At 40.0% G+C, this 26,411-nt stretch carries 28 protein-coding genes; 2 read left to right on the top strand and 26 right to left on the bottom strand.

The features are described 5' to 3' along the window. Window positions 1-18: 18 nt before the first annotated feature. From IF202_RS02225 to ccmA, 3 genes are read right to left on the bottom strand one after another with little or no spacing between them, the layout of a single operon-like run. Window positions 19-765, bottom strand: coding sequence for a heme ABC transporter permease (locus IF202_RS02225; protein WP_191593236.1), 747 nt, complete (start codon window positions 763-765; stop codon window positions 19-21). Beyond that, complete coding sequence (ccmB, locus tag IF202_RS02220; protein ID WP_191593235.1) at window positions 765-1,427, bottom strand: heme exporter protein CcmB; 663 nt, start codon at window positions 1,425-1,427, stop codon at window positions 765-767. Before ccmB ends, IF202_RS02225 begins: the two co-directional genes overlap by 1 nt. Further along, the gene (ccmA, locus tag IF202_RS02215; protein WP_191593234.1) at window positions 1,424-2,038 is read right to left on the bottom strand and encodes a cytochrome c biogenesis heme-transporting ATPase CcmA; all 615 of its coding nucleotides are present in this window, start codon (window positions 2,036-2,038) and stop codon (window positions 1,424-1,426) included. Before ccmA ends, ccmB begins: the two co-directional genes overlap by 4 nt. Window positions 2,039-2,146: 108 nt before the next feature. Between ccmA and IF202_RS02210 the strand changes: the two genes are divergently transcribed. Together IF202_RS02210 and IF202_RS02205 are read left to right on the top strand one after the other, a co-directional pair. Further along, the gene (locus tag IF202_RS02210; RefSeq protein WP_191593233.1) at window positions 2,147-4,015 is read left to right on the top strand and encodes a flagellar hook-length control protein FliK; all 1,869 of its coding nucleotides are present in this window, start codon (window positions 2,147-2,149) and stop codon (window positions 4,013-4,015) included. Beyond that, a complete protein-coding gene (locus IF202_RS02205; protein ID WP_191593232.1) occupies window positions 4,015-4,263 on the top strand; it encodes an EscU/YscU/HrcU family type III secretion system export apparatus switch protein in 249 nt (82 codons plus the stop codon). The genes IF202_RS02210 and IF202_RS02205 overlap by 1 nt, the downstream gene beginning before the upstream one ends. On the opposite strand, the gene IF202_RS02200 is transcribed toward IF202_RS02205, so the two are convergent. The 23 genes from IF202_RS02200 to IF202_RS02090 form a co-directional block, all read right to left on the bottom strand. Next, window positions 4,254-4,658, bottom strand: coding sequence for a DUF2802 domain-containing protein (locus IF202_RS02200; protein ID WP_191593809.1), 405 nt, complete (start codon window positions 4,656-4,658; stop codon window positions 4,254-4,256). The two genes, IF202_RS02205 and IF202_RS02200, sit on opposite strands and share 10 nt — an antisense overlap. Window positions 4,659-4,679: 21 nt before the next feature. Next, window positions 4,680-5,174 (bottom strand): chemotaxis protein CheW, encoded by a 495-nt coding sequence (locus IF202_RS02195; protein WP_191593231.1) that lies wholly within the window; start codon window positions 5,172-5,174, stop codon window positions 4,680-4,682. A 36-nt stretch (window positions 5,175-5,210) separates the two neighbouring features. Continuing rightward, window positions 5,211-6,083: a chemotaxis protein CheW gene (locus tag IF202_RS02190; RefSeq protein ID WP_191593230.1), complete on the bottom strand. Its 873-nt coding sequence runs from the start codon at window positions 6,081-6,083 to the stop codon at window positions 5,211-5,213. A gap of 9 nt (window positions 6,084-6,092) precedes the next feature. Beyond that, on the bottom strand, window positions 6,093-6,866 hold the full coding sequence (locus IF202_RS02185) for a ParA family protein (RefSeq protein ID WP_191593229.1): 774 nt from the start codon (window positions 6,864-6,866) through the stop codon (window positions 6,093-6,095). 69 nt (window positions 6,867-6,935) lie between these two features. Then, a complete protein-coding gene (locus IF202_RS02180) occupies window positions 6,936-7,757 on the bottom strand; it encodes an OmpA family protein (protein ID WP_191593228.1) in 822 nt (273 codons plus the stop codon). Next, window positions 7,750-8,487: a flagellar motor protein gene (locus tag IF202_RS17655; RefSeq protein ID WP_191593227.1), complete on the bottom strand. Its 738-nt coding sequence runs from the start codon at window positions 8,485-8,487 to the stop codon at window positions 7,750-7,752. Before IF202_RS17655 ends, IF202_RS02180 begins: the two co-directional genes overlap by 8 nt. Next, complete coding sequence (locus tag IF202_RS02170; protein WP_191593226.1) at window positions 8,487-9,551, bottom strand: protein-glutamate methylesterase/protein-glutamine glutaminase; 1,065 nt, start codon at window positions 9,549-9,551, stop codon at window positions 8,487-8,489. Before IF202_RS02170 ends, IF202_RS17655 begins: the two co-directional genes overlap by 1 nt. A gap of 26 nt (window positions 9,552-9,577) precedes the next feature. After that, the gene (locus IF202_RS02165) at window positions 9,578-11,797 is read right to left on the bottom strand and encodes a chemotaxis protein CheA (protein ID WP_191593225.1); all 2,220 of its coding nucleotides are present in this window, start codon (window positions 11,795-11,797) and stop codon (window positions 9,578-9,580) included. Between the two features lie 12 nt (window positions 11,798-11,809). Then, window positions 11,810-12,601, bottom strand: a complete 792-nt coding sequence (locus IF202_RS02160) for a protein phosphatase CheZ (RefSeq protein WP_191593224.1) — start codon at window positions 12,599-12,601, stop codon at window positions 11,810-11,812. A gap of 9 nt (window positions 12,602-12,610) precedes the next feature. After that, window positions 12,611-12,991, bottom strand: a complete 381-nt coding sequence (locus tag IF202_RS02155) for a chemotaxis response regulator CheY (RefSeq protein WP_206705343.1) — start codon at window positions 12,989-12,991, stop codon at window positions 12,611-12,613. 55 nt (window positions 12,992-13,046) lie between these two features. After that, window positions 13,047-13,784, bottom strand: coding sequence for an RNA polymerase sigma factor FliA (locus tag IF202_RS02150; protein WP_191593222.1), 738 nt, complete (start codon window positions 13,782-13,784; stop codon window positions 13,047-13,049). A gap of 96 nt (window positions 13,785-13,880) precedes the next feature. Beyond that, a complete protein-coding gene (gene flhF, locus IF202_RS02145; protein ID WP_191593221.1) occupies window positions 13,881-15,164 on the bottom strand; it encodes a flagellar biosynthesis protein FlhF in 1,284 nt (427 codons plus the stop codon). Window positions 15,165-15,256: 92 nt separating this feature from the next. Further along, on the bottom strand, window positions 15,257-17,374 hold the full coding sequence (flhA, locus tag IF202_RS02140) for a flagellar biosynthesis protein FlhA (RefSeq protein ID WP_191593220.1): 2,118 nt from the start codon (window positions 17,372-17,374) through the stop codon (window positions 15,257-15,259). Window positions 17,375-17,406: 32 nt separating this feature from the next. Next, window positions 17,407-18,543 (bottom strand): flagellar biosynthesis protein FlhB, encoded by a 1,137-nt coding sequence (gene flhB, locus IF202_RS02135; protein WP_191593219.1) that lies wholly within the window; start codon window positions 18,541-18,543, stop codon window positions 17,407-17,409. Continuing rightward, window positions 18,536-19,318, bottom strand: coding sequence for a flagellar biosynthetic protein FliR (gene fliR, locus IF202_RS02130; RefSeq protein ID WP_191593218.1), 783 nt, complete (start codon window positions 19,316-19,318; stop codon window positions 18,536-18,538). The genes flhB and fliR overlap by 8 nt, the downstream gene beginning before the upstream one ends. Next, window positions 19,318-19,587, bottom strand: coding sequence for a flagellar biosynthesis protein FliQ (fliQ, locus tag IF202_RS02125; protein ID WP_191593217.1), 270 nt, complete (start codon window positions 19,585-19,587; stop codon window positions 19,318-19,320). Before fliQ ends, fliR begins: the two co-directional genes overlap by 1 nt. 2 nt (window positions 19,588-19,589) lie before the next feature. Continuing rightward, the gene (fliP, locus tag IF202_RS02120; protein ID WP_191593216.1) at window positions 19,590-20,327 is read right to left on the bottom strand and encodes a flagellar type III secretion system pore protein FliP; all 738 of its coding nucleotides are present in this window, start codon (window positions 20,325-20,327) and stop codon (window positions 19,590-19,592) included. Next, the gene (gene fliO, locus IF202_RS02115) at window positions 20,324-20,698 is read right to left on the bottom strand and encodes a flagellar biosynthetic protein FliO (RefSeq protein ID WP_206705342.1); all 375 of its coding nucleotides are present in this window, start codon (window positions 20,696-20,698) and stop codon (window positions 20,324-20,326) included. Before fliO ends, fliP begins: the two co-directional genes overlap by 4 nt. A gap of 54 nt (window positions 20,699-20,752) precedes the next feature. Beyond that, window positions 20,753-21,217, bottom strand: a complete 465-nt coding sequence (gene fliN / locus IF202_RS02110) for a flagellar motor switch protein FliN (protein ID WP_191593215.1) — start codon at window positions 21,215-21,217, stop codon at window positions 20,753-20,755. Window position 21,218: 1 nt separating this feature from the next. Next, window positions 21,219-22,196, bottom strand: coding sequence for a flagellar motor switch protein FliM (gene fliM, locus IF202_RS02105; RefSeq protein ID WP_191593214.1), 978 nt, complete (start codon window positions 22,194-22,196; stop codon window positions 21,219-21,221). 5 nt (window positions 22,197-22,201) lie between these two features. Further along, window positions 22,202-22,708, bottom strand: coding sequence for a flagellar basal body-associated FliL family protein (locus tag IF202_RS02100; protein ID WP_191593213.1), 507 nt, complete (start codon window positions 22,706-22,708; stop codon window positions 22,202-22,204). A gap of 116 nt (window positions 22,709-22,824) precedes the next feature. Continuing rightward, window positions 22,825-24,615 (bottom strand): flagellar hook-length control protein FliK, encoded by a 1,791-nt coding sequence (locus IF202_RS02095; protein WP_191593212.1) that lies wholly within the window; start codon window positions 24,613-24,615, stop codon window positions 22,825-22,827. Window positions 24,616-24,660: 45 nt separating this feature from the next. Further along, the gene (locus IF202_RS02090) at window positions 24,661-26,370 is read right to left on the bottom strand and encodes a SpoIIE family protein phosphatase (RefSeq protein ID WP_191593211.1); all 1,710 of its coding nucleotides are present in this window, start codon (window positions 26,368-26,370) and stop codon (window positions 24,661-24,663) included. Window positions 26,371-26,411: the final 41 nt, after the last annotated feature.

The following is a 26,411-nucleotide window of genomic DNA, read 5'->3' as shown; positions in this document are numbered from 1 at the left end:
AGAAAATCCGTAAAAGTATCAAAAGCCATTATTCATCACCTCTTGCTTCACCCAATTAGACCTATGCTCCCGCTCTAATATAATGGACTGCATTCGCCAGAGAACAAGACTCGCGACCAGACAATACATCCCGATCACGGAGATTAACAAAGGAATCCACATTTCAGCCGCCATGGCAGGCTTTTCAGTAAGAGTAAAAGTTGCACCTTGATGCAAGGTATTCCACCAGATCACAGAATATTTAATTATGGGTAAATTTATCAAGCCTACCGCACCAATCACAGCGACAGATTTATTTGCTAAAGCAACATCGTCCAATGCATTTTTCAGTCCGATAATACCCATATAGAGTAAAAACAACACTAGTACAGATGTTAACCTAGCATCCCAAACCCACCATGTTCCCCATGTTGGCTTTCCCCAAACAGCTCCCGACACTAAAGCAATCAGTGCCATTACCGCACCAATAGGTGCGATAGACTGGATAAAAATAGGTGCTATTTTCATTTGCCAGATAAGAAAAATAAGACCAGAAAATCCAAGCCCGAGATAACAAGATTGCGCAAGTATTGCCACAGGCACATGAATATAGATGATACGAAAGCTATTACCTTGCAAATAATCTGCTGGGGTAAAAGCAAGTCCCCAAATAAGGCCAACAACAAGCGCAACACTACCTAAGAAAAACAGCGGTAAAGCATACGATTTAGACCAAAGAAAAAACCATTTAGGGGATCCCAGCTTATGAAACCACGTCCAGTTCATTAGTTTACACTCGCTTTTATAGAAATAGCCGTCATGAAAGGAGACACGACCAAAAATAATAAGGAAATAGCTAATAGCAGAGCCAATAGTCCAGAATAGGGTAAACCCGATTGTGCGGTCTGTATGGCGGACGTTGCAAAAATAATCACGGGCAAATAAAACGGTAAAATCAAAAGCATCAGCAACACCCCTCCTTGTTTTATAGAAACCGTTAAAGCCGAACCTATAGCACCGATTAAAAACAAACTGGGTGTACCAATTATTAAGGTCACCACCAACACCCAAAAAATGCCACTTGACAAATAAAGCATTTCACTTAATAAAGGCATCATAACGAGTAAAGGAAATATAACCGCAACCCATTGCAGGCTAATTTTAATTAGTACCAATAAAGGTAGAGACAAGCCACTAACAACCAATTGCTCTAAAGAGCCATCGCTGTAATCTTCTTTAAACATACTTTCAATAGACATTAAAATAGCTAATACAGCAGCACACCAAATAATACCGCCAGCTGCTGGGGCCAAAAATTCTGGTGACGCATTCACCCCTAGTGGAAATAAAACAACAACCATAATAAAAAATAACAATGCATTAAATATGTCGTACTTACGCCGCCATAAAACTAAACATTCAGATTTTAAAAAAGAAGTATACGTCATGATAGCAAATCAATATCGCGAGAATGAATAGAGGTTAAAGCTTGATGCGTTGTCAAAATCACAACACCACCTGCCACCACATGTTGTTTCATATGACTTTCTAAAATAGCCACGCCTTCGGCATCCAAAGAGACAAAAGGTTCATCTAGCAACCATAGTTTTTTTCTCTGTATCCATAAACGAGATAAGGCAACACGGCGAACTTGCCCTGCTGATAAGGATTTTATCGAAGTACTTAATAAAGGCAAAAGACCTAAAATCGACAAAGTAGAATGAAGCTTATCTGTCGTAACATCTGGGCAATGCCAGCGCAGATTTTCTTCTACGGTTAACATGTTTTTTACGCCTGACAAATGTCCTATATAAAGTGTATCTTGTTGTAATCTACTATGGTCTTGGGTGATGTCTTGCCCGAAATAATATATACAGCCCTCCAATGACGGAATAACTCCGGCAATCACTTTAAGCAGTGAACTTTTACCTGCGCCATTGTCACCTAAAACACGAACAATCTCCCCTACGGAAACATTAAAGTTAAGACCTTTACAAAGGACCCTTTCTCCACGTTCGATCCAAAGATCTGATATTGTTAAAAAAGCAGGTGATTGCAAAAGATTTATCCATTCAGGCCGATACAATAATCTAGATAGGCATTACACAGTAAAGCTCGCACATTATATGAGATTCTTTCTTAAATAACGAACTGATAGGCAAGCTACATGATATCCGATATTCGTTCTACGCTTAACCAAACATCTAACAAACAAAATAACGGCCCTGTCTTGAACAATACCGCCACACTCACTAAGTTGATCAGTGAAATAAAATTTATAGAAAACCTGAGTCTAATAAAAATACAAGGTAGCGAAACACTCAACCATCAAGGCAGACCAGCGCAGCTATTACATGCCCTTAGCGGTCAACAACCCTTCACAATTATCAACACAGGTGCTCCGGTTGATATAAATGACCTAAAAAGTGCTCAACTCAATAAAACAAACCCACTTCAGGCAACATTAACAACAACCAAAGAAAAATTGCCGAGTCAAACAATACAAGGCAACACTTCGCCTCAAGTTAGTCGTGCGGATAATTTAATATTAGCCTCTCGCGTCTTAAATTTAACGGTCATATCGACTCCTCTTCCTACAAATAACTCGGCAAGCACAACACCTCAACAAACAGCACTAGCACACTTGCCAGTCAATACAGTCCAAGCAAATACAACACAAACAGTTACATATCAAATAAAAACAACGCCTGCCAACCTTATACAAACAGGTACAACACAAATCAGTACTGCTCAACCTTCAGTTCAACCTGATACAACTCAGCCTAGTGCAACACAAATAAATACCAGTAACACACCTACTAATTCGATATCTATTAATTCGACACCTGTTAATTCGACACCTGTTAATTCGACACCCACTAATTCGACACCTGCTAATTCGACCTCTGCTAATTCGACACCTGCTAATAATTCGACACCTGCTAATAATTCGACACCTGCTAATAATTCGACACCTGCTAATTCGACATCTGCTAATTCGATACCCACTAATTCGACACCTGCCAATTCGATACCCACTAATTCGACACCTGCTAATTCGATACGACAAAACACACCATATATTGCAACCGTAACCGATGGAAAAGCAGAATTTCCAATATTGAGTCAAACAGAATTGAAAAGAGGCGATGTCGTTCGTGTGCTTGTTGATATGAATAATGACATGCAAGCACTACCACCTAAAACAGTACCTGCTTCGGCTTCATCACATACAGAAGCGCTAAAACAAAGCTTGCCTAAACAGCTGTCCTTCAGCGATATGTCTCAGTTAATTAAACAGTTACATACTGCTAATGAATCCACACCTTCAACCTTGCCGCTTCAAACACAACAAGCTCTCAAGCAACTTATGCAGGGAATGCCAAACCTTAACTATTTAACGACATCACCAGAAGCAATGAAACAAGCCATACAAACCAGTGGTATTTTTTCAGAATCCCTTTTATTACAGGATAATAAAACTCAGCTCCCTGAAGATTTGAAATTAAACCTAAGTAGACTGAAAGAAACTCAAGAAATGACAGGAGCATTACGTTTGGGAAGTATTCCAACTGAACAGATTGGCAATGCAGTTGAACGTATAACAACAAGTCAATTACGTCATTTTTCTGAAACGAACCAAATAAGCACAGCCTCTTATCCACTACATATTGAACTGCCTATCAGAGACGCAACAACGCACAGCCTAGTTCAGATAGAAATAAATAAAGACGCAAACTCTGATTCAGATAAAAAGCAAGACAGGCGTTGGTTAGTAAAGCTAAAATTTGATTTTGAAGAGACAGGAAAATTTGAAGCAAGAACTAGTATTCAAGCTAACAAAGTAAGTATTATTTTTGTAGCAGAAGACAAAGAAACCTTACAAAAGCTACAGCAAAATATACCTATATTAAAAAAACAACTAACAGATAAAGATATCGATGTAGAAAGGCTAGATACCTTCCAAGCCAAACTAATTCAAAAAGAAACAAGTAACCAAATTCAAAACAAGCCTTTAATTGACGTGAGAACTTAATGCAAAAAGCCATTGCACTCAAATACGATTACAACACCGCTCCAGTTGTTACCGCAAAAGGGAGTGGCGCGTTAGCAGAGAAAATAATGGAGGTCGCAAAGGAGAATGATGTAATGCTACACCAAAGCCCTGAACTAGTAGAGATGCTGAGTACCTTGGAGTTAGGAGAAGAAATACCCGAAGCGTTATATCTAGCAGTGGCAGAAATAATAGCCTTCGCCCATCAAGTCAAAGATCATCAATGGTAATCAGAGTTTCTATGAGACTCTTTTTTTAATAAGCTAATTAATTCAGCTTCTGCTCGTATAAGGCCACATTTAGAAACAAGATCATCAATCGTTGCGCCCATTTCTAAAAGTTCCATTGCACGGTTATAAGAAACACCGCCTTCTTTAGATAGAATTTCAGATTGTTTTTCCACAGCTAGATTCAATTTTTTTTCAATAGCGACCAATCGTCTGCCCATACCTATAGAACCAGAAGCAAGCACTTGCACTTGCTTTTTCTGGTTTATTTCAGTTTCTAGGTGTTGTTGCTTCATGTTCTTCAAACGTTTTGAAAAACGAAAAGCAGACACAACGAGCGCAACGATAATTACGAACTGAAGTGTCAATAATAGGTTAAATAACCATTGAGATTCCATCAAGTACAACTGCCCTATTACTTACATTGAACCTACTTCTGACCATTCATCTTCAGATAATAGTTTATCAAGATCAACCAGAATCAATAAAACATCATTCTTATGGCAAACTCCTTGAATAAACTTAGAAGACTCATCATTACCTACGTTTGGAGACACTTCAATTTCAGACTGTCGAAGGTAAACAACCTCGGAAACAGCATCCACAAGAATACCAATCACATAACCATCTACTTCTAAAATCATGATACGAGTTGAATCAGTGATTTCACCAGAAGGCAAATCAAAACGTAAGCAAGTATCAATTACTGTAACAACGGTTCCACGTAAATGAATAATACCCAAAACAAAATTCGGCGCACCAGGAACAGGCGCTATCTCTGAATAACGAAGAACCTCTTTGACTTGCATAACATTAACGCCATAGATTTCATTTTCTAAGCGAAATGTGACCCATTGCAACATCGGATCTTCTGATTGTTTTTCACTTTTTATCGCTAAGCTAGTCGTTGCCATTATAAATCTCCCAAGACCAAAACATGATCATTACAATTATTTAAGTGTGTTCTTAAATCCATTTATTGGATCATCTAACAATTCTATAAAACCCTGTACATCCAGTATGGCACACATATGATCAATAACCGTACCTGCCAGCCAAGGCCTCTTGCTTCTATCATTTCGCCATTTAACTTGAGATGGTTCTAAGGTGATTGCTTCTGCAACATGATCACAGGCAACACCCCAATCAGATCTATCAAGCTGTATCACAAATTTGAAATTTTCTTTTAATTCGCCTTCATAATGATTAGGCATAACCCAAAGTGCAGTATCCACTGTTCGGAGGTTAAAGTCTCCAACATTGGCAATTCCCATGAACCAATCCGGCTGCCCAAAAAGAGAAGTAAGCTTCTCTTTTTCACTTTGGAAAATGCCGCCTAATTCAATAAGAGGCACAGCCATTTTTAAACCACCAACATAAAAAAGCAAACATTCAAATCGTCCAACAGCCCAAGGTAAAGGGTCTGTTTTTGAAGCTCGAATTATTGGCTCTGGCTCTGGCTCTGGCTCTGGCTCTGGCTCTGGCTCTGGCTCTGGCTCTGGCTCTGGCTCTGGCTCTGGCTCTGGCTCTGGCTCTGGCTCTGGCTCAATAACATTATTATTAAAAGAATCACTTTCATCAATTGAAATAGCGTCTTCAAACTCTTTAAAAGAAGCATCTAATGAAGATAGTTCATCTTTACTAAAAGTCGACTCTTCTTGCTTTTGGACTTCGGAGTTTTCCCCGCTTAATTCTTGCTCAAGAGTCTCATCACTTTCTACTAGTGGCTTATTGGTCGCTTCTTGTAATAAATCATCAAGATAACGTTGGACCGCTGCTTGAGGCCCAATTAATGTAGGCTCTTTATTCTTTACATTTTTCATAAGTAGTTACTATCCCACTGGATTCATTAAAGAATCCACCAGACTTGTGTAGGCTTTAATCCCCCGACCATTAGGATCTAATGCTGATGGAGCAATTCCTGCCGTACTTGCATCTCTTAATTTTGTATCGATCGGAATAACTGAATGCCAAACTAATTCTTCATAAGTATCTTGTAAATCACGCAAACTTTTATTTGAAGCCTGTGTACGTCGATCAAATAAAGTTGGAACGATTAAATAAGGAACAGGTCGTTTTCTCGCCCGATTAATCATAGTCAATGTCCGAACCATTCTTTCTAAGCCTTTCATGGCTAGAAACTCTGTTTGTACTGGAATGATTAATTGCTGGCAAGCGGCTAAGGCATTTATCATAAGAACACCTAGTACTGGAGGGCTATCAATCAAAACATAATCATAGTCATCCCATAAAATGGTTAACATTTTAGAAATCACAAGGCCCATTCCCCCTTGTGCTTGCGCATGTCGCTCCAATGTCGCCAACGCAGTTGATGCAGGCAACAAGGATAAATTTGGATGACCCGTTTCAAGAATCAATGAAGCAGGTAGGTCTTCAGGTATTTTACCTGTAACTTTGAAGAGGTTATAAGCACTCAGTTCAATAGTATCTGGGTCAAAACGAAAATAACTGGTTAATGACCCATGTGGGTCAAGGTCAAGCATCAACACTCGGTGTCCAGCGTCTGCTAACAAACCTGCCAAGGAAACAACTGTTGTTGTTTTACCTACCCCACCTTTCTGATTTGCTACTGCCCAAATGTGCACACCGACTCCCCTAGTATCCTATGCTATTATTATTCTTACCAATTCCCTGTAATCATATACAGTAACGCGCTACTTAAACAAGTAATCATAGACATTTTCCGCTTCGCGCTTACTGATTCTCATAATCACGCGACGGTTTTGCTGACGAGCGTAGTCACTGGTATTCTTTACCTTTGGATGCTCACTAGAGAAACCAATAGGTGCGATCATTTTTGGATCCACACCTCTATAAACTAATTCATCAACCACAGACGAAGCCCGTAAACTAGATAAATGCCAATTCGACACTAAATTTCTAGAATTAACTGCCGTATCATCTGTATTACCTTCAATCAATACGACGGATGGATGCATCTTTAAAATATCAGCGACTAAAATTAACAAAGCCACTGCTTCATTTGTTAAATCATATTCACCTTGACTAAATAACAGACCAGACTTCAGCTCTAAACTGACCCACTCTGCAGATTCAGAGACGGAGATTTGCCCTGATTGATGCAATCCAGAAAATTGTTTCTCAACGATTTGACTTAATAAAGAGTAAATGGCCGATGAGTGACTATCTTCAATTATTGGAGAAACAACTGGAATAGATTTCGACTCAACAACATCAATATCTTTCGGCTCCCCAACAATAGGGTCTCCGACATTAATAGGCCTAATAGACTTTTGAACCGCGTCAAAAACGCCATTTAGAGTTTCTTTTAAACGACGTTCATCACCTGAGTTTTTTTCCGATAATGCATAAAGAGCGACGAAAAAAGCGAATAATAGTGTCATAAAATCCGCATAGGACAATATCCAACGATCTCGACCTTGAGCGTCAGAAGAAGAAGATTTTTTTTTAGTAATTCTCCGACGCTTAGAAGTACGAGTAGGATTATCACTCATAGGTATTAAGCTCTAACTCTAATCGATATGGATGTTTACCTACAGCAATACCACATACACCATCAATGATGAATTGATGATAAAGAAGCTCTCTATCAACATAGCCAGAAAGTTTTTTAGCAATAGGAAAGACAACTAAATTAGCAAAACCTTGGCCATAAAGTGTTGATACAAATGCAACAGCAATACCCTGCCCTAAGGCTTCAGGACTATCTAAGTTAGCCATAGCTTGGATCAAACCAAGCACCGACCCCATAATACCCAAAGTTGGAGCATACCCTCCTATTGACTCTATGAAAGCCACACTTTTCATTCGTTTATCGTAAATTCGAATCGCGTCGTCGTGAAGCCTATCCTCCAATAAATCGGGATCAGTTCCATCTATAGCCATTTGTAATGCACGACTGGAAAAATGATTACCAAAAGCATTTACATCGGATTCTAATGCAAGCAATGAAAGACGCCTGGCTTTAAGAGCAAGATTATTTAGAATTGCTTTAGAAGAATTAAAATCATAAATTGGAGGAAATAAACTCCATTTTAAAAGGACAAGAGCTCGAATGGCTTCTTGTATACTACTTTGAATTAATGTGGCCCCAAGACTACCTAAGATAACAATAATTGCAGAGGGTAGGTTGAGGAGGAGAATAACTTCCCCTCCTCCTAACCAGTTCGCTAAAAACACCGAACTAAAGGCAATAAGAAGACCAGCTAAAGTAACAAAGTCCACTAATTCACCTCACGTGCAATACGCTCACCAATATGCTCTAAGTCAATAACATCATCAGATAAACCTGCTTTTTCTACGGCCATAGGCATACCGTAAATAACACATGATTCTTCACTTTGAATCCAAACTCGAGAACCGGAGCCTTTAAGCATACGAGCACCTTCACGTCCATCAACACCCATCCCAGTCATCACTACCGATAAGACTTTACCAGGATAACATTTGGATGCAGAACCAAATGTCACATCAACAGATGGTTTATAGTTCAGGCGCTCATCGCCATCTAGTATGCGAACACAACCACCGTTTCGGGGATCTATCATCATCTGTTTACCGCCTGGAGCTAATAAAGCAACACCAGCTTGTAAGCGATCACCATCTTGGGCTTCTTTTACTGTAATTTGACAAATATTATTTAAACGCTCAGCAAAAGCACCAGTAAAAGCTGCTGGCATATGCTGAACAAGCACAAGTGGCACTGAAAAGCTGGCTGGCAACTTACTTAATACAGTTTGAAGGGCCATTGGACCACCAGTAGAGGTACCAATAGCAATAAGACTAACTCGCTTTCTTACGCGAGGAATAATAACCCCTTGCGCAGTAACAATCGGTTTAGGTGCAACTCGCGGAGCAAGGGCCTCTACAGGGCCACGACTACCTGCAAGACGAGTTCTTGATACAGCCAAGACTCGATCAACCAATGCACGTTTTACTACCGCAGAATCACGAGAAATATCCTCAAAATTCTTTGGCATAAAATCAACTGCACCAGCTTCTAAAGCATCTAGAGTAACTTTTGCTCCTTCATGAGTTAATGAAGAAAACATTAGAACTGGCGTAGGCTTAACTTTCATGATGTTAGCTACGGCATCGATGCCATTTAACACTGGCATCTCATAATCCATAGTAACAACATCAGGCGATAATGATTGAACCTTATCAATCGCCTCTTGCCCATTATTGGCTGTACCAATTACAGTAAGTCTTGGATCCGCTTCAAATATTTCAACAAGACGACGACGGAAAAAACCCGAATCATCGACAACCAGTACCTTTACAGGCATAGCAAATCCCCTAAACGAAAACCGTATTACCTTGATGCATAAGTTTTAAGCATACTAGGAACATCCAGAATCAATGCAATACGACCATCACCTGTGATTGTTGCACCAGCCACACCTGCAGTACCCTGCAACATTTTACCTAATGGTTTTATAACCACTTCTTCCTGGCCAACCAATTGATCAACAACAAAGCCCACTTCATTTATGCCAACTTGAACAACAACAACATGAGCATCTGAAGGTAAATCATCTTTACTGCTTCCTTTAACCAACCAACTTTTAAGGTGGAATATCGGTAATGTTTTTCCTCGAATCACAACGACTTGTTGACCATCAACAATATTGGTTTTTTTCAAGTCGAGATGAAATATTTCATTAACACTAACGAGAGGAAAGGCAAAAGCTTGGTCTGCAAGAGTAACCATTAAAGTTGGCATGATTGCCAAAGTTAATGGCACTTTAATAATAAAGCGCGAACCTTGACCAAGAACCGATTTAATCTCTAGAGTACCATTTAATTGGGATATTTTGGTTTTCACCACATCCATCCCAACACCACGGCCGGAAACATCGGTAATCTCTACTTTTGTAGAAAAACCAGGTGCAAAAATCAGATTAAATGCTTCTTCATCAGACAATCGATCTGCAGCATCAGCGTCCATTAACCCCTTGTTAACAGCAATACCGCGAAGGTGGTTAGCGTCCATACCTGCACCATCATCATCGATCGACAATAGTATATGGTCACCTTCTTGTTCAGCAGATAAAATAACCGTACCGACTCGAGGCTTACCTTTAGCTTCACGTGCATCAGGACCCTCAACACCGTGATCGACAGAGTTTCTCACCAAATGTACTAGTGGATCAGCTAATGCCTCAACTAAGTTTTTATCTAAGTCTGTGTCTTCACCACGAAGAATAAGATTGACCTCTTTCTTCATGTTACGAGCAAGATCTCGTACCACTCGTGGGAAGCGACCAAAAACCTTTTTAATAGGTTGCATACGCGTTTTCATAACCGCATTCTGCAAATCACCTGTAACCACATCTAAGTTGGATACAGCTTTACCCATAGATTCATCTTCGCTTTGAAGACCTAAACGAACAAGACGGTTTCGAACTAGTACAAGCTCACCAACCATATTCATAATATCGTCTAAACGCTTAGTATCAACACGAACTGTTGCTTCTTGCACAACAGGTACATTTGGCCCTTTTTCTTTAGTGGCAGCTACATCTGGTTCAGCGGCTTTAACCGGAGCTTTTTTAGGTATAGGTTTAGGCGCAGGTTTTGGTTTTTCAGTTTTAGGTGTAGGTTTAGCGACAGATGGACTGTCAGCTTTTTTAGTATCCCCTTGTCCCTGCAAGCTATCTAACAATGACTCAAATTCATCATCTGTTATCAGATCACCAGCACCTGGAGGCGGTACTGAAGCACCATCTGAGTCTTTACTTTTTCCTGAAGATTTTTTCTCTGTAGAGCCGTCTTCTCCATGAAGTTTGTCTAATAGCTGTTCAAACTCGTCTTCCGTAATATCGTCAGAAGACTCTGGTGGAGTTGCTTTTTTCTCAGCTGCTTTATCTTCTATACCCGGCGCATTACCACCATGCAATTGATTTAATAACGCATCAAACTCATCTTCTGTGATGTCATCATCAGATTTAGGCGCTTCACTTACCTTAGGAGCATCATTCGATGTATCCCCTAGCGCATCTAGTAAAGATTCAAATTCATCATCAGAAATGTCAGCAGGCTCTGCGTCTGTAGAATCAGAGACACTAACCTCTTCTAAATCAACATCATGCCCTGCCGGAACATCAGCTTCTTCACTACCACCTGACAGCTCTTCTTCTGTTGGTGCCGTAGAATAAGCTTTCAAAGCTTCGATCAGCTCAGGAGATGCGCGTTCAGGCTCAGCGCCAGCTCGTACAGCATCAAACATCTCATTTACAGCATCAAGCGCCTGCAAAACGATGTCCATCAAATCTGAATCTATATGGCGTTGACCATTTCTTAAAATATCAAAAACATTCTCAGCATAATGGCAACAATCCACTAAAGCTGTAAGCTGTAAAAATCCTGCACCACCTTTAACGGTATGAAAGCCACGAAATATTGCATTAAGCAAAGGCTTATCTTCAGGATTGTTCTCTAAATCTACTAATTGTTCAGAAAGCTGCTCTAAAATCTCACCAGCTTCTACCAAAAAATCTTGTAAAATTTCTTCATCGAGTTCGAAACTCATACCCTGCTCCTTTTAGAAACCAAGACTTGATAGCAAGTCGTCTACTTCGTCTTGACTACCCAGTACTTCAGGGTTGTTTTGTTTGTCAATAGCCGGCCCATGCCCACGAGTATCACCATCATCAGGTTCTTTCTCACTCTCTTTATGATCAATCCCAGAGATACTATCAACGCGTCCAGCAACAGCAACGAGGTGCACAAGTTTAACTTCTACATCCCGAATTAAATCATTCACTCTAGCAATTACTTGACCTGTCAGATCTTGGTAACCCTGCTCTAGAAGAATCGTGTTGAGGTTTGAATGCAAGGTAGTCGCACTTTCGTCTGTATAACCTAAAAAAATGTCAATTCGTTTGTATAAGTCTCGAAACTCTTGAGGTGATAAATCTCTTTGAATCAAGCGACTCCAATCTTTCCGTAAACCTCTAGCCTGATTTTGAAGCTCACTGGCTACAGGAACACTACTATCAACCATATCCATTGTTTTATTGGCTGCTGCGCTAGTCGTTTCGATAACATAATTTAATCGATCAGAAGCATCTGTAATTTTATTAACTTCAGCTTTACCTTCATCATTGACCAAGTCGACAGAGCTAACTTGGAAGTCGCGAATAGCATCATGCAAACTTCTGGTTAAATGACCCACTTCATTGTAAAAAAGCTTATGTCGAGCTTCGCTCAACTCTTGAATTTTTTGAATTGCGCTATTAAAATCGCTATCTTCAATATTCTTCAAAAGCTCTACAGTGCCATCTTTAACTATGTTCTCATAGTCCACTAGCCCAGTTTCCAATACTTTTGACATCAAGCTTCCCTATTTAGCAGCGTCTATTCGTTCGAATATTTTCTCAATTTTTTCCTTGAGAGCCACTGCGGTAAACGGTTTTACAACATAACCATTCACTCCGGCCTGAGCCGCAGATATAATTTGATCACGTTTTGCTTCAGCCGTTACCATAAGAACAGGAATGGTTTTCAGTTTATCGTCAGCTCGAACAGCACGAAGTAATTCTATGCCAGTCATGCCAGGCATATTCCAATCCGTCACAAGAAAATCGATCGACCCAGCCTGAAGTATTGGCAATGCAGTCGTTCCATCATCCGCTTCAACAGTATTGGTAAAACCCAAATCCCGCAGTAAATTTTTAATGATTCGTCTCATTGTCGAGAAATCATCAACAATCAGGATTTTCATGTTTTTATCCAATGCAACCTCCACACCCCAAAGGTAATATTCCAAAATTCATAATTTAATCTCGCCAATTACTTAATCGAGCTCGTAAGCGCATAGCCGCTTGACTATGTATTTGACTAACTCTTGATTCACTAACACCTAAAATGGCGCCAATTTCTTTTAAGTTTAACTCCTCATTATAATAAAGAGATAATACTAATTTTTCTCTTTCTGGCAGATTATCTATTTCACTTGCCAATCCACTTTGAAAATCACCTTCTTCTACTAAAGAATAGGGAGAGTTCTCACTTCCTGATTCGATACCATCTAAACTATTAGTATCAGAATCCAGCATTTCCTCATAGCTAAATAATTGGGTAGACATAGAAGAGTGTATCATTTCATGATATTCATCCAATCCAATACCCATATGAGCTGACACTTCCATATCGGAAGCCTCGCGTCCGAATTTAGACTCTAATTCTTTAATCGCATTAGCAACCGCCCTACCATTTCGACGAACAGAGCGAGGCGCCCAGTCTGTTTTTCGCACTTCATCCATCATGGAGCCACGAATACGAATACCGGCATACGTCTCGAAACTAGCACCCTTGGTCGATTCAAAGCGTTTGTACGCCTCAATCAATCCCATCATGCCAGCCTGAGTTAAATCATCAACATCAACACTATCCGGCAAACGAGCCAATAGGTGATAGGCAATTTTTTTTACTAAATACCCATATTGCTCAACAATCGAGTCAATCGACTGTACTGCTTTTTTTGAGTATGTATTATATCCATTCTTGGTCTGCATAAAATATTCTAAGCAACCTTTACTATTTAAGTTAGTTGCACCAATTAACTGTACTACATAGTTAGGCGCAACGCTTTCAGTAATAACATATCTTTACTAACTACCATACTTTAGTGACCCATAGAGCTGACTATAATGTTCCGCTGTATATACAGCTCGACTAATTAAGTTATGTGCTCGGGCTGGTTCAATATCATCAGGTATACGTTGGCCGTCTGCTATATATACAACAGGCAACCCTTCTTCAATAACTACACTAATTGCCTCACCAAGTGAAGCAGATTCATCTAGCTTACTTAATACACAACCATCTAATTGCACTTGAGAGTAAACATCGATGACTGTTTTTAAAACTTGCCTTTGACTAGTGCAAGGTAACACTAATAATTTTTTAAGATTTCCTCGCGCCCGCTTAATCATTAAAAGCTGACGTTCAAGGTTTGAATCTCTTGGATTCATCCCTGCAGTATCTACAAGCACTAATGAGTAATCTGCATATTTAGCCAATACATCATTTAAATCTGAGTATTCATTAACCACTTCAACAGGGACATTTAAAATACGACCAAACGTTCGTAATTGCTCATGTGCCGCTATACGATAGGTATCTGTTGTAATTAAAACAACACCATCAGAGCCGTGCTTTAGAACATGTTGCGCAGCGATTTTACCAATAGAAGTTGTTTTCCCTACGCCTGTAGGTCCCATAAAAGCGATACAACCTCGAAGCTCTGATGATCCCGAGCGAACCGGAATATAATCAGCCAAGTGCGCAAGCAAACGATTCCAATCGTCTTCACGTCCTTGTAAATCAATATCATCAATAAGCCTAGAAACAACAAAATCAGACAACCCTAGACTTTTAAGCTTATCACCCGCTCTTATCTCAATTTCATTCACTTTGCTGTCAGATTGTGGTGAAGCCTGCTGACGAAGTTCAAGCATAGCACGAACATTTTCAAGCTCTAACTTCATGTCTCTGAATTGTTTTGCGTTCTCAGCATTCCGTATTGATAACGCCTCTTCAACTTTAGGGTCTGTTTTGTCCTCAGAAATTGGAGGCATTTCAAATTGGGTAGTCGGACGGTGTTCAGTGCTAGATGGAGTTTTAATATTCTCAACAGGAGGTACTTGTTGCTTAGCCCTCTCTATTCGTTCTAAATAGTCTGCACTAGGACCGTCTTGCTCGGAAGGAGATGGCGAACGCTTAGATGACATACCTGAAGGTAAAGATCCGTCGTAGTCTAAAGCGGCAACTATTTCTATTTCGCCAGTTGGTAGGCGTTGATTTGACAAAATGACCGCATCAGGGCCTACCGCATCACGAACTTTCCGTATCGCTTGCCGCATGTCAGGTGCTCGAAACCGCCTAATTTGCATGAATAACTCAATCCTTCCAGTTTATTTTTCTTAAAAATCCATAGCTTACCCGAAAATTCTAAACAAATACAGCGCATTAATCTATGCGTATTTTATTGACCAATCACCCCAACAACTGTAATCCGCTTATGATCTGGCACCTCCTGATACGAAAGAACTGACATATTGACCATACCATAACGCATAAAACGTGCCAACATTGGCCTTATAGGCGCGGAAACAATAAGGATTGGTGTATTTCCCATGGCTTCTTGCTGCTCCGCTGACTGCTTCAAAGAGTTCTGTAATTGTTCAGCCATTTGAGGCTCTAAGATTAATGCCTCTTCATTCTTAATACCAGATTGCTGGCTTTGCTGCACTGTCTGCATCAGCATTTTTTCTAGTTGAGGCTCTAACGTCAACACAGGAATTTCTTCAATACCATCAGCCAATGTCTGAATAATCAATCGAGACAAAGAAGTTCGAACCGCAGCAGTCAATATCATAGGGTCTTGAGTTTTAGGCTGAACCCCCATAATAGACTCCGCAATAGTTCGCATATCTCGTAAGGGCACACCTTCTATCAATAAGTTCTGTAGCACTTTCAAAAGCACGCTAAGAGGAACCGTATTTGGCACTAACTCTTCAGCTAACTTAGGATTGTACTGCTTCAATAAACTCAATAACTGCTGGACCTCATCGTGCCCAATCAATTCATAAGCATGCTTGTGCATAATTTGATTTATATGAGTTGCAACCACAGTACTCACATCAACAACAGTGTAGCCAAAGGTTTGCGCCTGATCTCTTTTTTTAGGATCAATCCACACCGCGTCCAATCCAAATGATGGATCTTTGCCTGCCACACCTTCAATAGTACCGAACACCTGCCCTGGGTCAATTGCTAAATCTTTATCAGGGTGCACTTCAGCCTCAGCCAAACTAACACCCATCAAAGTCACTCGATAAGCATTCGGCATTAAATCTAAATTATCTCGAATATGCACACTTGGCACTAGAAAACCCAAATCTTGAGAAAGCTTTCTACGCACGCCTTTTATTCTTGCAAGCAACTCCCCACCTTGAGTCTTATCCACAAGAGGTATTAAGCGATAACCAACCTCCAAACCCAGCATATCTACTGGAGCCACATCATCCCAACTAAGATCTTTAACTTCTGCAGGCGCACCATCTTCAGAGACAGCCTTCTTCGAACTAGTTTGTTTTTGCTTAGGCTTTTGCTTTTTACGGTAATCAAGAAAATATGCAAGACCACCCAAACAAGCAGCCAACGACAAGAACGAGAAATGAGGCATACCAGGAACGATCCCCATGATAACCATCACCCCAGCAGCAACGTACAAAGCTTTTGAGGAACCAAACATTTGCCGCATAATTTGCGAACCCATGTCACCGGTTTCATTCACTCGAGTTACCATAATCGCAGCTGCTGTAGACAACATAAGCGAAGGCAGCTGAGCAACAAGGCCATCACCAATAGTTAGTAGAGAATAACGCTCAATTGCTTCGGTAAAGGAAAGGTCATGCTGTGCCATTCCAATAGATAGACCGCCAATAATATTAATCCCTAAAATCAATAGACCAGCAATCGCATCCCCTTTTACAAATTTAGAAGCACCATCCATTGAACCGTAGAACTCAGCTTCTGAAGCAATCTCCACACGACGTGTTTTTGCTTGCTCTGCATCTATCATCCCTGCATTTAAATCAGCATCAATTGCCATCTGTTTACCTGGCATTGCGTCTAAGGTAAAGCGGGCACTTACTTCAGAAATTCGACCCGCGCCCTTTGTCACTACTGCAAAATTAATAATCATCAAAATAGCAAAAACAACAAAACCGACAACGTAATTACCACCAATAACCACTTCACCAAAGGCTTGAATAACCTTACCTGCAGCATCGCCGCCCTCATGCCCATTGAGCAAAACTACACGGGTAGAAGCAACATTAAGCGCCAAACGCATTAAAGTTGAGACAAGCAACACAGTAGGGAAGACAGCAAAATCTAGGGGACGTAAAGAGTAAATTGCAACAAGTAATACAACGATAGCCAAAGCAATATTAAAGGTAAAAAGCACATCGAGTAAAAAAGCAGGAATAGGTAAAATCATCATCGCCAATAGCGACAATAACAAAATAGGAATACCTAGATTCCCACTAAAAGCACCCTGAACTTGCCCTGCAAGACGACCACGGTCAAAATTCACAAAAAATCCCTATAGAAAAAGACAAGGCACGACTAATCACCATTCCACTGAAACTCATCAGGCACATCCAAATTTGGCATAACATCAGGTCTTTGAGCCCCTTGACGAGCATTTCGCAACTGGTAAACATAAGCCAACAATTGAGCTACTACTTTAAACAAGCCTTGCGGGATTTCATCACCCACTTCGGTATGGTGATACACTGCACGCGCCAATTCTGGAGATTGTATCACAGGGATATCATAGTGATTGCCAACCTCTCGAATTTTCAATGCGATAAAATCGCCTCCCTTTGCCAGCAATACAGGGGCCGAACCACCAATCTGGTCATACTTCAAAGCAACAGAAAAATGTGTCGGATTGGTAATAATAACATCTGCCTGCGGAACATCAGACATCATTCTATTCATCGCAGCCTGCCGTTGCATTTGACGAATTCGCCCTTTAACTAAAGGGTCACCGTCTTGCTGCTTAAACTCATCCTTCACTTCTTGCTTAGTCATTTTAAGCTTCTCTTTGTGCGACCATACCTGGAAAGGCACATCGATCGCCGCAATAAAAGCCAAAGCAAGAGTAACAAAAACAAAAGACCAAATAACAATATCGATACCATGAGCAATAGCCAACTGAATAGATTGAAAGGTTAAACCTAAGGTTTCAGGTAAGAAATAGCTCAGCACCACAAAAGCAATCACCCCCACCAGCGACACTTTAGCAATTGACTTTAGAAGCTCAACTAAAGACTGAACAGAAAACATTCTTTTCAGTCCAGCAATAGGGTTCAACTTACTTAACTTAGGCGTCAAAGGCTCCCAGGAAAAATTAAAACCACCAAGAGCGATACTTCCAACAACGCCGGCTGCCGCTAAAACACACATAAGCAACACCATTGAGTCCATCATCGCAACAACCGAACCATACAGGTGAAAAATCATACGGCTTAGATCAAATAAATCCCTTCGCTCAATACTAAAGTTAAAATCAAACAAATCTGCTAAATCACGAACTAACAAGGTCCCTGTTCCATAAATAGTAGCTGCAGCCACGATTAACAAAAGAGCAGAACTTAAATCCTTAGAGCGAGGTAAATTACCTTTGTTACGGGCATCTTGTAATTTTTTACTACTGGCACCTTCGGTTTTTTCACTACCGTCTTCATTCTCAGCCATTTAGCTCAATCCCCCAAGTAAATTTCATCCAGTCCATAATCTCTTTGAAAAAGACAAAATAAATATCTAAAAAGTCGTCTAACATAATCCAAAAGAAGAACAGAGAAAATAACATAATAATCGGGAACCCCAGCGCAAAAATATTCAACTGAGGAGATGCTTTAGCAACAACACCAAAAGACAAGTTAATTACCAGAACAGCAATCGCCAAGGGCAGCACAATAAGCAACGCTTTCTCAAACATCCACCCGCCAAGTAGAATCAACTGCCAATACCTTTGACTATCAAAACCTGCACCTATAGGCCAGTAGTTAAAACTTTCTGCCAAATACTCTATCATTACCAAATGACTATCAGTACCAAGAAAAGCCAATGCCACCATAGACAGATAATATTGCCCTAAAGTTGCAACTGAAATCCCGTTAGCTGGATCATTAGACATAGCAAAACCAAGACCCGCAGCCATAGCAGCCAATTGCCCTGCAAGAGAAAAAAGCTGAAAGAAAATAGTAATAACAAAGCCTAATACAAAGCCAATAACTAACTGCTCAGCAATTAAAACGATATACGCTGGCGATATAGGATCATGGTTAGGAATGTCAACAAAAGGAGTAACAATAACAGCAACAAGAAAAGAAAAGCTAATACGAACTCTCGCATTAACCAAACGACTACCGAATAATGGCAGTGCCATAAAAAAAGCACCAATACGAAAAAAAGGCAGGAGGAAGCTAATGGTCAAATTCAATAACTGATCAGGATTAAGCTCTAGCATCAGCCTATAATCATAGGAATATTAATAAATAGCCCAGTTGTAAAATCCATTAGCTTAGTCAATATCCACGGCCCCAACTGCATAATAACCAGAATAGTTACAATTAACCTAGGTAAAAAAGAAAGGGTTTGTTCGTTTATTTGCGTTGCGGCTTGAAAGATACTCACAATCAAACCAACCAATAAACTCGGCACCATCACCGCACCAACGATTAAAACGATTAAGTAAAATCCTTGACCGTATAAATCCAATACCACCTGAGGATTCATAATTAAATCCCAAAACTTGCTGCTAATGTCGCCATAATCATAGCCCAGCCATCCACCATGACAAAAAGCATTATTTTAAACGGCAAAGAGATAATAACAGGTGACAACATCATCATACCCATCGCCATCAAAACACTGGCAACTACCATGTCTACAATCAAAAAGGGGATAAAAATCATAAAACCAATTTGAAATGCCGTTTTTAGCTCACTCGTTACAAAAGCAGGCATTAAAATCGTAAACGGTAGAGCTTCCATCGACTCAATCGTTCCTTCCCGCCCAGCCAACTTAACAAAAAGAGCAATATCATCTTCTCGCGTTTGTGCCAACATAAAATCTCGCATAGGCATCGATGCCGCCTCAACAGCCTGAACTGATGTCATTTCTTCGTTTAAATAAGGCTGTAATGCTATTGCATTTACCTTATCTAAAGTTGGCGTCATTATAAACAGAGTCAGGAACAGAGCCATGCCTAACATAATCTGATTAGAAGGCGTTTGCTGAAGCCCTATGGCTTGACGCAAGATCGCAAGAACGATAACAATTCGAGTAAAAGAGGTCATCATCATTAGCGCCGCCGGCAAAAGCGTCAGAGCCGTCATGATAAAGAGTATCTGCAAGGAAACGGTATAATCCTGACTACCGTCAGCATTGGTAATAACTTTTACCGCAGGCAAACCAACCTCTGCCCAAGAAAGACTAGGCACAAGCAATATAAAAAGAAGAACAAAACGAATCACTTAATATTACCACCACTTTTAGAGTCGCTTGCACTTTCTCGACCTACATCTTCCATTACAGAGGCAAATGAATGGCTCCCCGATGAAAAGCTCTTCAAGTGAGAAATTGTATGAGAAGTCACTCCAATGAGCATACGCTCGCCCTCGACCTCCACTAACATCAGCTTTTCTTTTGCCCCTAGGGATTGAACATTAACAATTTTAATATCCGATTGACCCAACTTCATTTGAGCCAACTGAAAGCGCTTCATTAACCAAAGGCAAGCAGGTATAAAGGCAATAATAAAAAGAAGAGAAATAACTATCTTCCATATGGAAGACGCGGCAGATACGCCCTGTATCTCAACAGAATACGAAAAAGGAGCAGCCATACAAAATATGGCTGTAAAAATATATCTATTTAAAAAAGAAAAAATCAATTGGCTTTACTTCAGTCGTCTAATTCGCTCACTAGGACTTACAACATCCGTCAAACGGATACCATACCTGTCATTCACTACAACCACTTCACCATGCGCGATTAATGTACCATTTACTAGAACATCCAACGGCTCACCAGCAAAACGATCAAGTTCCACAACAGATCCTTGCGTTAGTTGCATTAAAGTGCGAATAGCTATTTCTGTACTTCCTAATTCCATAGCAAGGGTAACAGGAATATCCATGATCAAATCAAGATCAGAACCAACAGCGCCACCTGGAACAGCTGGCGCTGTCAGTTCTTCTAATTTAATGGGCTCAACAACATCTTGCTCGGTCATAGCGGCTGCCCACTCATCTTCCAGACCTTCGTCGTCACCAGTCTCACCAGCTTCGTTCATGGCCGCTGCCCATTCGTCAGCTAGACCTTCATCCATTCCTTCTTGATCTGGAGATTCATTTTCTGCCATGTTACTTCGTTACCTTAGTTGTTTTTAGACTTTCAACCATTTGCACTGAATAGCATTCATTACTAACACCCAACTTACCTTTAAACGTTGGGACATTATTTGCTCGAACCGTTACAAATTCTGGCATCTCTATAGGTATTACATCACCCGCTTTAAACTTCATCACTTCACCCAACGAAATTTTTCGGTTCACTACATTTACAGATAACTGAACGTTAATATCTTTTACATCTTGTTCGAGTGATTTCCCCCAGCGGTCATCTTTTTCATCTACATCACTTTGAACACCTGCATCAAGCAATTCACGCACAGGCTCAATCATAGAGTAAGGTAAGGTGATGTGTAGCTCTCCCCCTCCGCCATCAAGTTCTATATGAAAAGTAGAGACAATTACAACCTCACTAGGGCTTACTATATTTGCCATCGCAGGGTTTACTTCTGAGCTAATATATTCCAACTCGAGCTTCAGCACTGGGGCCCAAGCTTCTGTTAAATCAACAAAGACTTGCTCCAACATTAGCTGAACAATACGAATTTCTGTTGGTGTAAATTCTCGACCTTCAATTTTTGCGTGTCGACCATCCCCACCAAAAAAATTATCTACAAGTTTAAACACTAATTTAGCATCAAGTATAAAAAGAGCAGTACTTCTTAGCGGCCTAAATTTAACTAGATTCAAGCTGGTAGGCACATAAAGTGTATGCACATACTCGCCAAACTTCATAACTTGAAGGCCACCAGATGATACATCAGCAGTTCGACGAAGCATGTTAAATAGACTAATACGAGTATAACGAGCAAAGCGCTCATTAATCATTTCCAAGGTAGGCATGCGCCCACGTACAATCCGTTCTTGACTTGTAATATCATAGGATGCCACGCCATTGGCATCTCTATTGTCTTCTTCTACAGGCTTTTCATCGGCACCGTGTAAGAGCGCATCAATCTCATCTTGCGATAATAAATCTTGAGCTGACATAATACTTACTGCATCACAAAATTGGTAAACAACACACTATCAACACCACCTAGACCAGTTTCTTGCTTAAGAATGCCATTAATCGCATCAACTGAGGCTTGCTTCAAAGCGACCTTCCCTTCTCCGGTCTGTAACTCTACAAATGACTGACTAGAGAAAAGCAATACTAAACTGTTTCGAATTAAAGGCATATGAAGTGTTACAGCGTTGATTTGCTCTGCGCTTTTTGATTTAACAGTCATACTTAGTTGCACATAACGCTGCTTACCATCAACCAAGAAATCAACTGTAAAAGCGGGCTCTAGCGCTAAATATATAGACGGAGCACCAGCCAATTTTTCTTGCTCTGTCTCTACAGAGTCACCACTATCTGCACCACTAAACAAGAAAAAATAAGCCGCTGCACCACCACCTAATAAAACTAGAACAAGTGCAATGATAATAATAAGCTTTTTCTTTCCGCCAGATTTCTCACCGTCTTCACCGATATCTAAACTGTCTTCATCAGCCATCTTAAAACCTTAGATATAAAAAATTCTTCTATAAAGCGTAATTTACGCGCTTACACACTGTGAGTTATCCATTCAACAAAAAATCAAATACAGCACACCATCAATCTTTTTTGACGTTAGGCGTAGTAATCGACCCCTGTCGCAGAAACATAGGATACATTACTTGATATCAAATCTTCATCTAATTCATCTTGAGATGCAATATCTCCACGATTAGATCGGTTATTTTGTTCCATACCTCTTTGCATACTAGAAGCATCTTGCTGGGACACATCGACATCTGCACGACTCAAGTCCATACCTTGTTGAGCTAACATATCACGAAGCCTACTCATTTGCCCTTCAAGCAGGTCTCTTGCCTGAGGTGTAGCAGCCATAAAGCTTACTTGTGTATTTGAGTCATTATCTACCGAAATCTTAACCGTTAAACTCCCGAGTTCCGGTGGATCTAATCGAATATGAGCCGTATGCCCACCATCGCGAGCAACCCAAGACACTTTTTGACTTATTTCGCCAGCCCAACCAGGATGACTTGGCGGTAAATTCATTGCTAAATTGACCGGAGGTCCATTAGTCGCTGTTGCTAAATTAAAAGCAGGACGTGCAACACCACTATTATTAAGTAACGAACTATTCAGCCCTCCAGTGGAACCCTCATCACCCACTTTACCATCAATCGGTACAGACATACGACTCATCAAAGTCTCTTGTTCTTTTTTACGTAATTCAATTGGCTCATCAATGAAGATCATTTCTTCAACATCAAAAGAATCGAGTAGTTTTTCATTTAAACTTGCATCAGCGATAGCAGGAGAAACTGTCCCTCCCATAGAAAAAGAAGATAAAGTAGGTTCTGCTCGATTACTTTTAACAATATCACCAGCCAATAAAGTAACGCCGTATTCCTTATCCCTTTTCGCTTTATCGGGACTAATAGCAAACTCTAAATTAGTAGGTGCCAACTTAGAATTAGACCCATCCATTTGAGATAACACCCAAGACAATTCATCTTCATTCTGAGTTTCAATAAAAGGCGCTTCTGGCGATAAAGAATTTGCTTTTAATGGTTCTACCACCAGAGACGACAATGTCAAAGGTAATACGTTAGACTCAACCTCTTCAGTCACGCTAGATTTAGAGTCAATACTATTAAAGTAGTCAGAATTGAATTGTCCACTTCTGTTAACCTTTTCACCATTAACCAAAGGGGCATCTGCACCTAGATTAACTAAAGACTCATCAATATCTAAATTGACTAAAGATTTATCTGTATTTAAATTAACTAAAGATTTATCTACACTTGAATCAACTAAAAATCCATCATCCGCTAAATTCCCTGAAAACTCACCCAAATCAGCGGATGATTTATCTGCGCTTAAAGCAACTAAAGAACCATCAAAGCTAGAAAATCCAGCATCCAACTTAATCTCAGTAGGCTGACTCTGTTCCTTTTTATCAAAAAAAATTGATGGTTGAAATACATTACTTTGTAAATCAGAAGCAGGTAAAAAAGTATCTTCTTCAATTACTGCCACAGGAACAGGTTTAGGTAATTTATCGCCTTCAAACTGCAAGACATTGCCACCTTCATCACTTAACTCTGTAGCAATTTCAGTCGCATCTGAGGATTTGACACCTACGACCTCGGAGATATGATCACCTTCCTCCACATCACCTTGATGAATTTTAGACGATACACCCTCAGTAGCGACTAGAGGTGTTGGTGCAGTTGAATCGGCCTTTCGCAAAGCCTTCTCTGGTGCAGGTTTGGGAGCAAGTATTTCTTTGGCATTATTAAAATCACGATCAAAAGACGCCTCATTTTCCTGAGGGGCTTTAGGTGGTTTCGAAGCTTTAGGCGGTACACCTGAAGATAAAGACAGCACGGTATTTGAATCTGTTCGCATAATTTCCTCCAACGATAGAGAACACTATGCAATTGCAAGGCCAATCTAAATCTCCCCCCCTAAACTCCAGCTATAATAGGCGGTCGCAGCACTCCCGCCTTTTGAAAATTCAAGTTTATCACAAAGCTGATCTAGTAAAGCTAAACCACGATTATACAAAAGTTCAGTATTAGCTATATCATAATTAATACTCTGAAAATCAAACCCCGCCCCACTATCCTCGACATATAAGATAAGAATACGATCATCACCATCAGAAGTTACTCGAACTGAAATTTTGACATACCCCTCTATCAGATTAGCCAAATTACGCTCACGCTCCTCATAATAAAGTGAGAAACCATCACTAGATTTTTTCTTATTCGAGCTCAATTTTAATACACCGTGCTCCAGCGCATTTGAATATAACTCAGATAGAATCATAAAAATTTGACTAGAAAAGCTACTCAAACCCGGAACGGTAGTCAGGATTTGTAAAACATAAGGCAAGGGATCCGTATTACGGAGTGAATCTGCATTAAGAACATATTCAAAAGAAAAGTCTGCAGGTGCCTCATCATGCCCTCTAGATACTTCATATTCAGAGGAGTCAATACCAATATTAGTGTCCAAACAAACACCAAGACAGGATATATCATCATGTGGATTATCCAAAACCCCTTCGTTTTTCAATTGATCAGCCAGCCATCCAACCGACTCAGCAGCCTTTACTTTGCCACTATAAAGCGATTCCAGTATTGAATGGCAAAACTTTTCCCCGGATAAGCTTAACGCCTCATAGATGCCATCTGAAAATGCAATCAAACGATCTCCAGAAACAAAAGAGAGAGTATCAATTTTGCACTCAAACGCATCAGGGAATAAAACACCTAAGGGTAAATTTTTAGAAACTAATTTAACTGGTACATTGGTATTTTTAGAATAAAACAGTAAATCAGGTAGTCCACCATTCCATACTTCGATGCTTTTATTATTCACTTTAATATCAATAAAAGCCGCACTACAAAACATATCTGGAGGCAGAACACCTTTTAGACGAGCATTAATTTCAGGAATTATTTGTCGCATCAAGAAACCTTTGCGCGTCCATTCAAAGAAGATATCAGCAAGAGGCAAAGCACCAATTGCAGCTGACAAACCATGACCAGTGAAGTCTCCAAGCAAAATATGCATTCCACCATTCGGTTTATATGCAGCTAAAATAACATCACCGTTAAACGTGTCAGTTCCATAATGGAACGTGGACAAAGCTGCATCTTTTAAACAATTTGAATGAGTAATATTTTCATAGACAACTTTTGCAATTTCTTGTTCATGAAGTAGTTTTTCATTATACAAAGCCATTTTATCACGCTGATCTTCAAGCGTTTTCTGCATAACTAAAAGGCGAACAATAGCATTCAATTTCGCAGTAATAAGGGCAGGGTTATAAGGTTTAGATATGAAATCAGCACCACCAACATGCAGGCATTTAGACAATGCAATAGGATCAGTGACACCAGAGAGAAAAACAATAGGAATAAATAAACTACCAGCGTTTTTTTGAATTTCTAATGCTGCCTCCCAACCGTCTTTACGAGGCATTTTGACATCCAAGCAAACAAGTTGAATTGTCTTAGGATCAAACTTATCAACAGCATCTTGCCCATCAATAGCACAGATTACATTATGCCCAAACTGAGCAAGTATAGACTTTAATAAACTTCTATCAGAAAAGTTATCATCTGCTATCAATATTGTTAAGACTTGTTCCATGTAAACCTACTCAGTAATATCACTTCATAACCACTGTCAGC

This window comes from Marinomonas colpomeniae (assembly GCF_014803385.1).
Classification (GTDB): Bacteria; Pseudomonadota; Gammaproteobacteria; order Pseudomonadales; family Marinomonadaceae; genus Marinomonas; species Marinomonas colpomeniae.
This window is presented reverse-complemented; position numbering and strand designations above follow the sequence as displayed.

Coding starts and splice junctions, on each gene's coding strand:
- IF202_RS02195 (WP_191593231.1), bottom strand. CDS start 5,174: ATGGCAACGACTAGCTTAGCGATAAAAAGTGAAAAACAATCAGAAGAT.
- IF202_RS02170 (WP_191593226.1), bottom strand. CDS start 9,551: ATGCCTGTAAAGGTACTGGTTGTCGATGATTCGGGTTTTTTCCGTCGT.
- ccmB (WP_191593235.1), bottom strand. CDS start 1,427: ATGACGTATACTTCTTTTTTAAAATCTGAATGTTTAGTTTTATGGCGG.
- IF202_RS02190 (WP_191593230.1), bottom strand. CDS start 6,083: ATGAAAAATGTAAAGAATAAAGAGCCTACATTAATTGGGCCTCAAGCA.
- IF202_RS02090 (WP_191593211.1), bottom strand. CDS start 26,370: ATGGAACAAGTCTTAACAATATTGATAGCAGATGATAACTTTTCTGAT.
- IF202_RS02155 (WP_206705343.1), bottom strand. CDS start 12,991: ATGAAAATCCTGATTGTTGATGATTTCTCGACAATGAGACGAATCATT.
- fliO (WP_206705342.1), bottom strand. CDS start 20,698: ATGGCTGCTCCTTTTTCGTATTCTGTTGAGATACAGGGCGTATCTGCC.
- IF202_RS02205 (WP_191593232.1), top strand. CDS start 4,015: ATGCAAAAAGCCATTGCACTCAAATACGATTACAACACCGCTCCAGTT.
- fliR (WP_191593218.1), bottom strand. CDS start 19,318: ATGCTAGAGCTTAATCCTGATCAGTTATTGAATTTGACCATTAGCTTC.
- IF202_RS02150 (WP_191593222.1), bottom strand. CDS start 13,784: ATGCAGACCAAGAATGGATATAATACATACTCAAAAAAAGCAGTACAG.
- IF202_RS02160 (WP_191593224.1), bottom strand. CDS start 12,601: ATGTCAAAAGTATTGGAAACTGGGCTAGTGGACTATGAGAACATAGTT.
- fliN (WP_191593215.1), bottom strand. CDS start 21,217: ATGGCAGAAAATGAATCTCCAGATCAAGAAGGAATGGATGAAGGTCTA.
- IF202_RS02180 (WP_191593228.1), bottom strand. CDS start 7,757: ATGAGTGATAATCCTACTCGTACTTCTAAGCGTCGGAGAATTACTAAA.
- IF202_RS02210 (WP_191593233.1), top strand. CDS start 2,147: ATGATATCCGATATTCGTTCTACGCTTAACCAAACATCTAACAAACAA.
- fliQ (WP_191593217.1), bottom strand. CDS start 19,587: ATGAATCCTCAGGTGGTATTGGATTTATACGGTCAAGGATTTTACTTA.
- flhF (WP_191593221.1), bottom strand. CDS start 15,164: ATGCAAATTAGGCGGTTTCGAGCACCTGACATGCGGCAAGCGATACGG.
- IF202_RS02095 (WP_191593212.1), bottom strand. CDS start 24,615: ATGCGAACAGATTCAAATACCGTGCTGTCTTTATCTTCAGGTGTACCG.
- IF202_RS02200 (WP_191593809.1), bottom strand. CDS start 4,658: ATGGAATCTCAATGGTTATTTAACCTATTATTGACACTTCAGTTCGTA.
- IF202_RS02100 (WP_191593213.1), bottom strand. CDS start 22,708: ATGGCTGATGAAGACAGTTTAGATATCGGTGAAGACGGTGAGAAATCT.
- IF202_RS02165 (WP_191593225.1), bottom strand. CDS start 11,797: ATGAGTTTCGAACTCGATGAAGAAATTTTACAAGATTTTTTGGTAGAA.
- IF202_RS02225 (WP_191593236.1), bottom strand. CDS start 765: ATGAACTGGACGTGGTTTCATAAGCTGGGATCCCCTAAATGGTTTTTT.
- fliM (WP_191593214.1), bottom strand. CDS start 22,196: ATGTCAGCTCAAGATTTATTATCGCAAGATGAGATTGATGCGCTCTTA.
- flhB (WP_191593219.1), bottom strand. CDS start 18,543: ATGGCTGAGAATGAAGACGGTAGTGAAAAAACCGAAGGTGCCAGTAGT.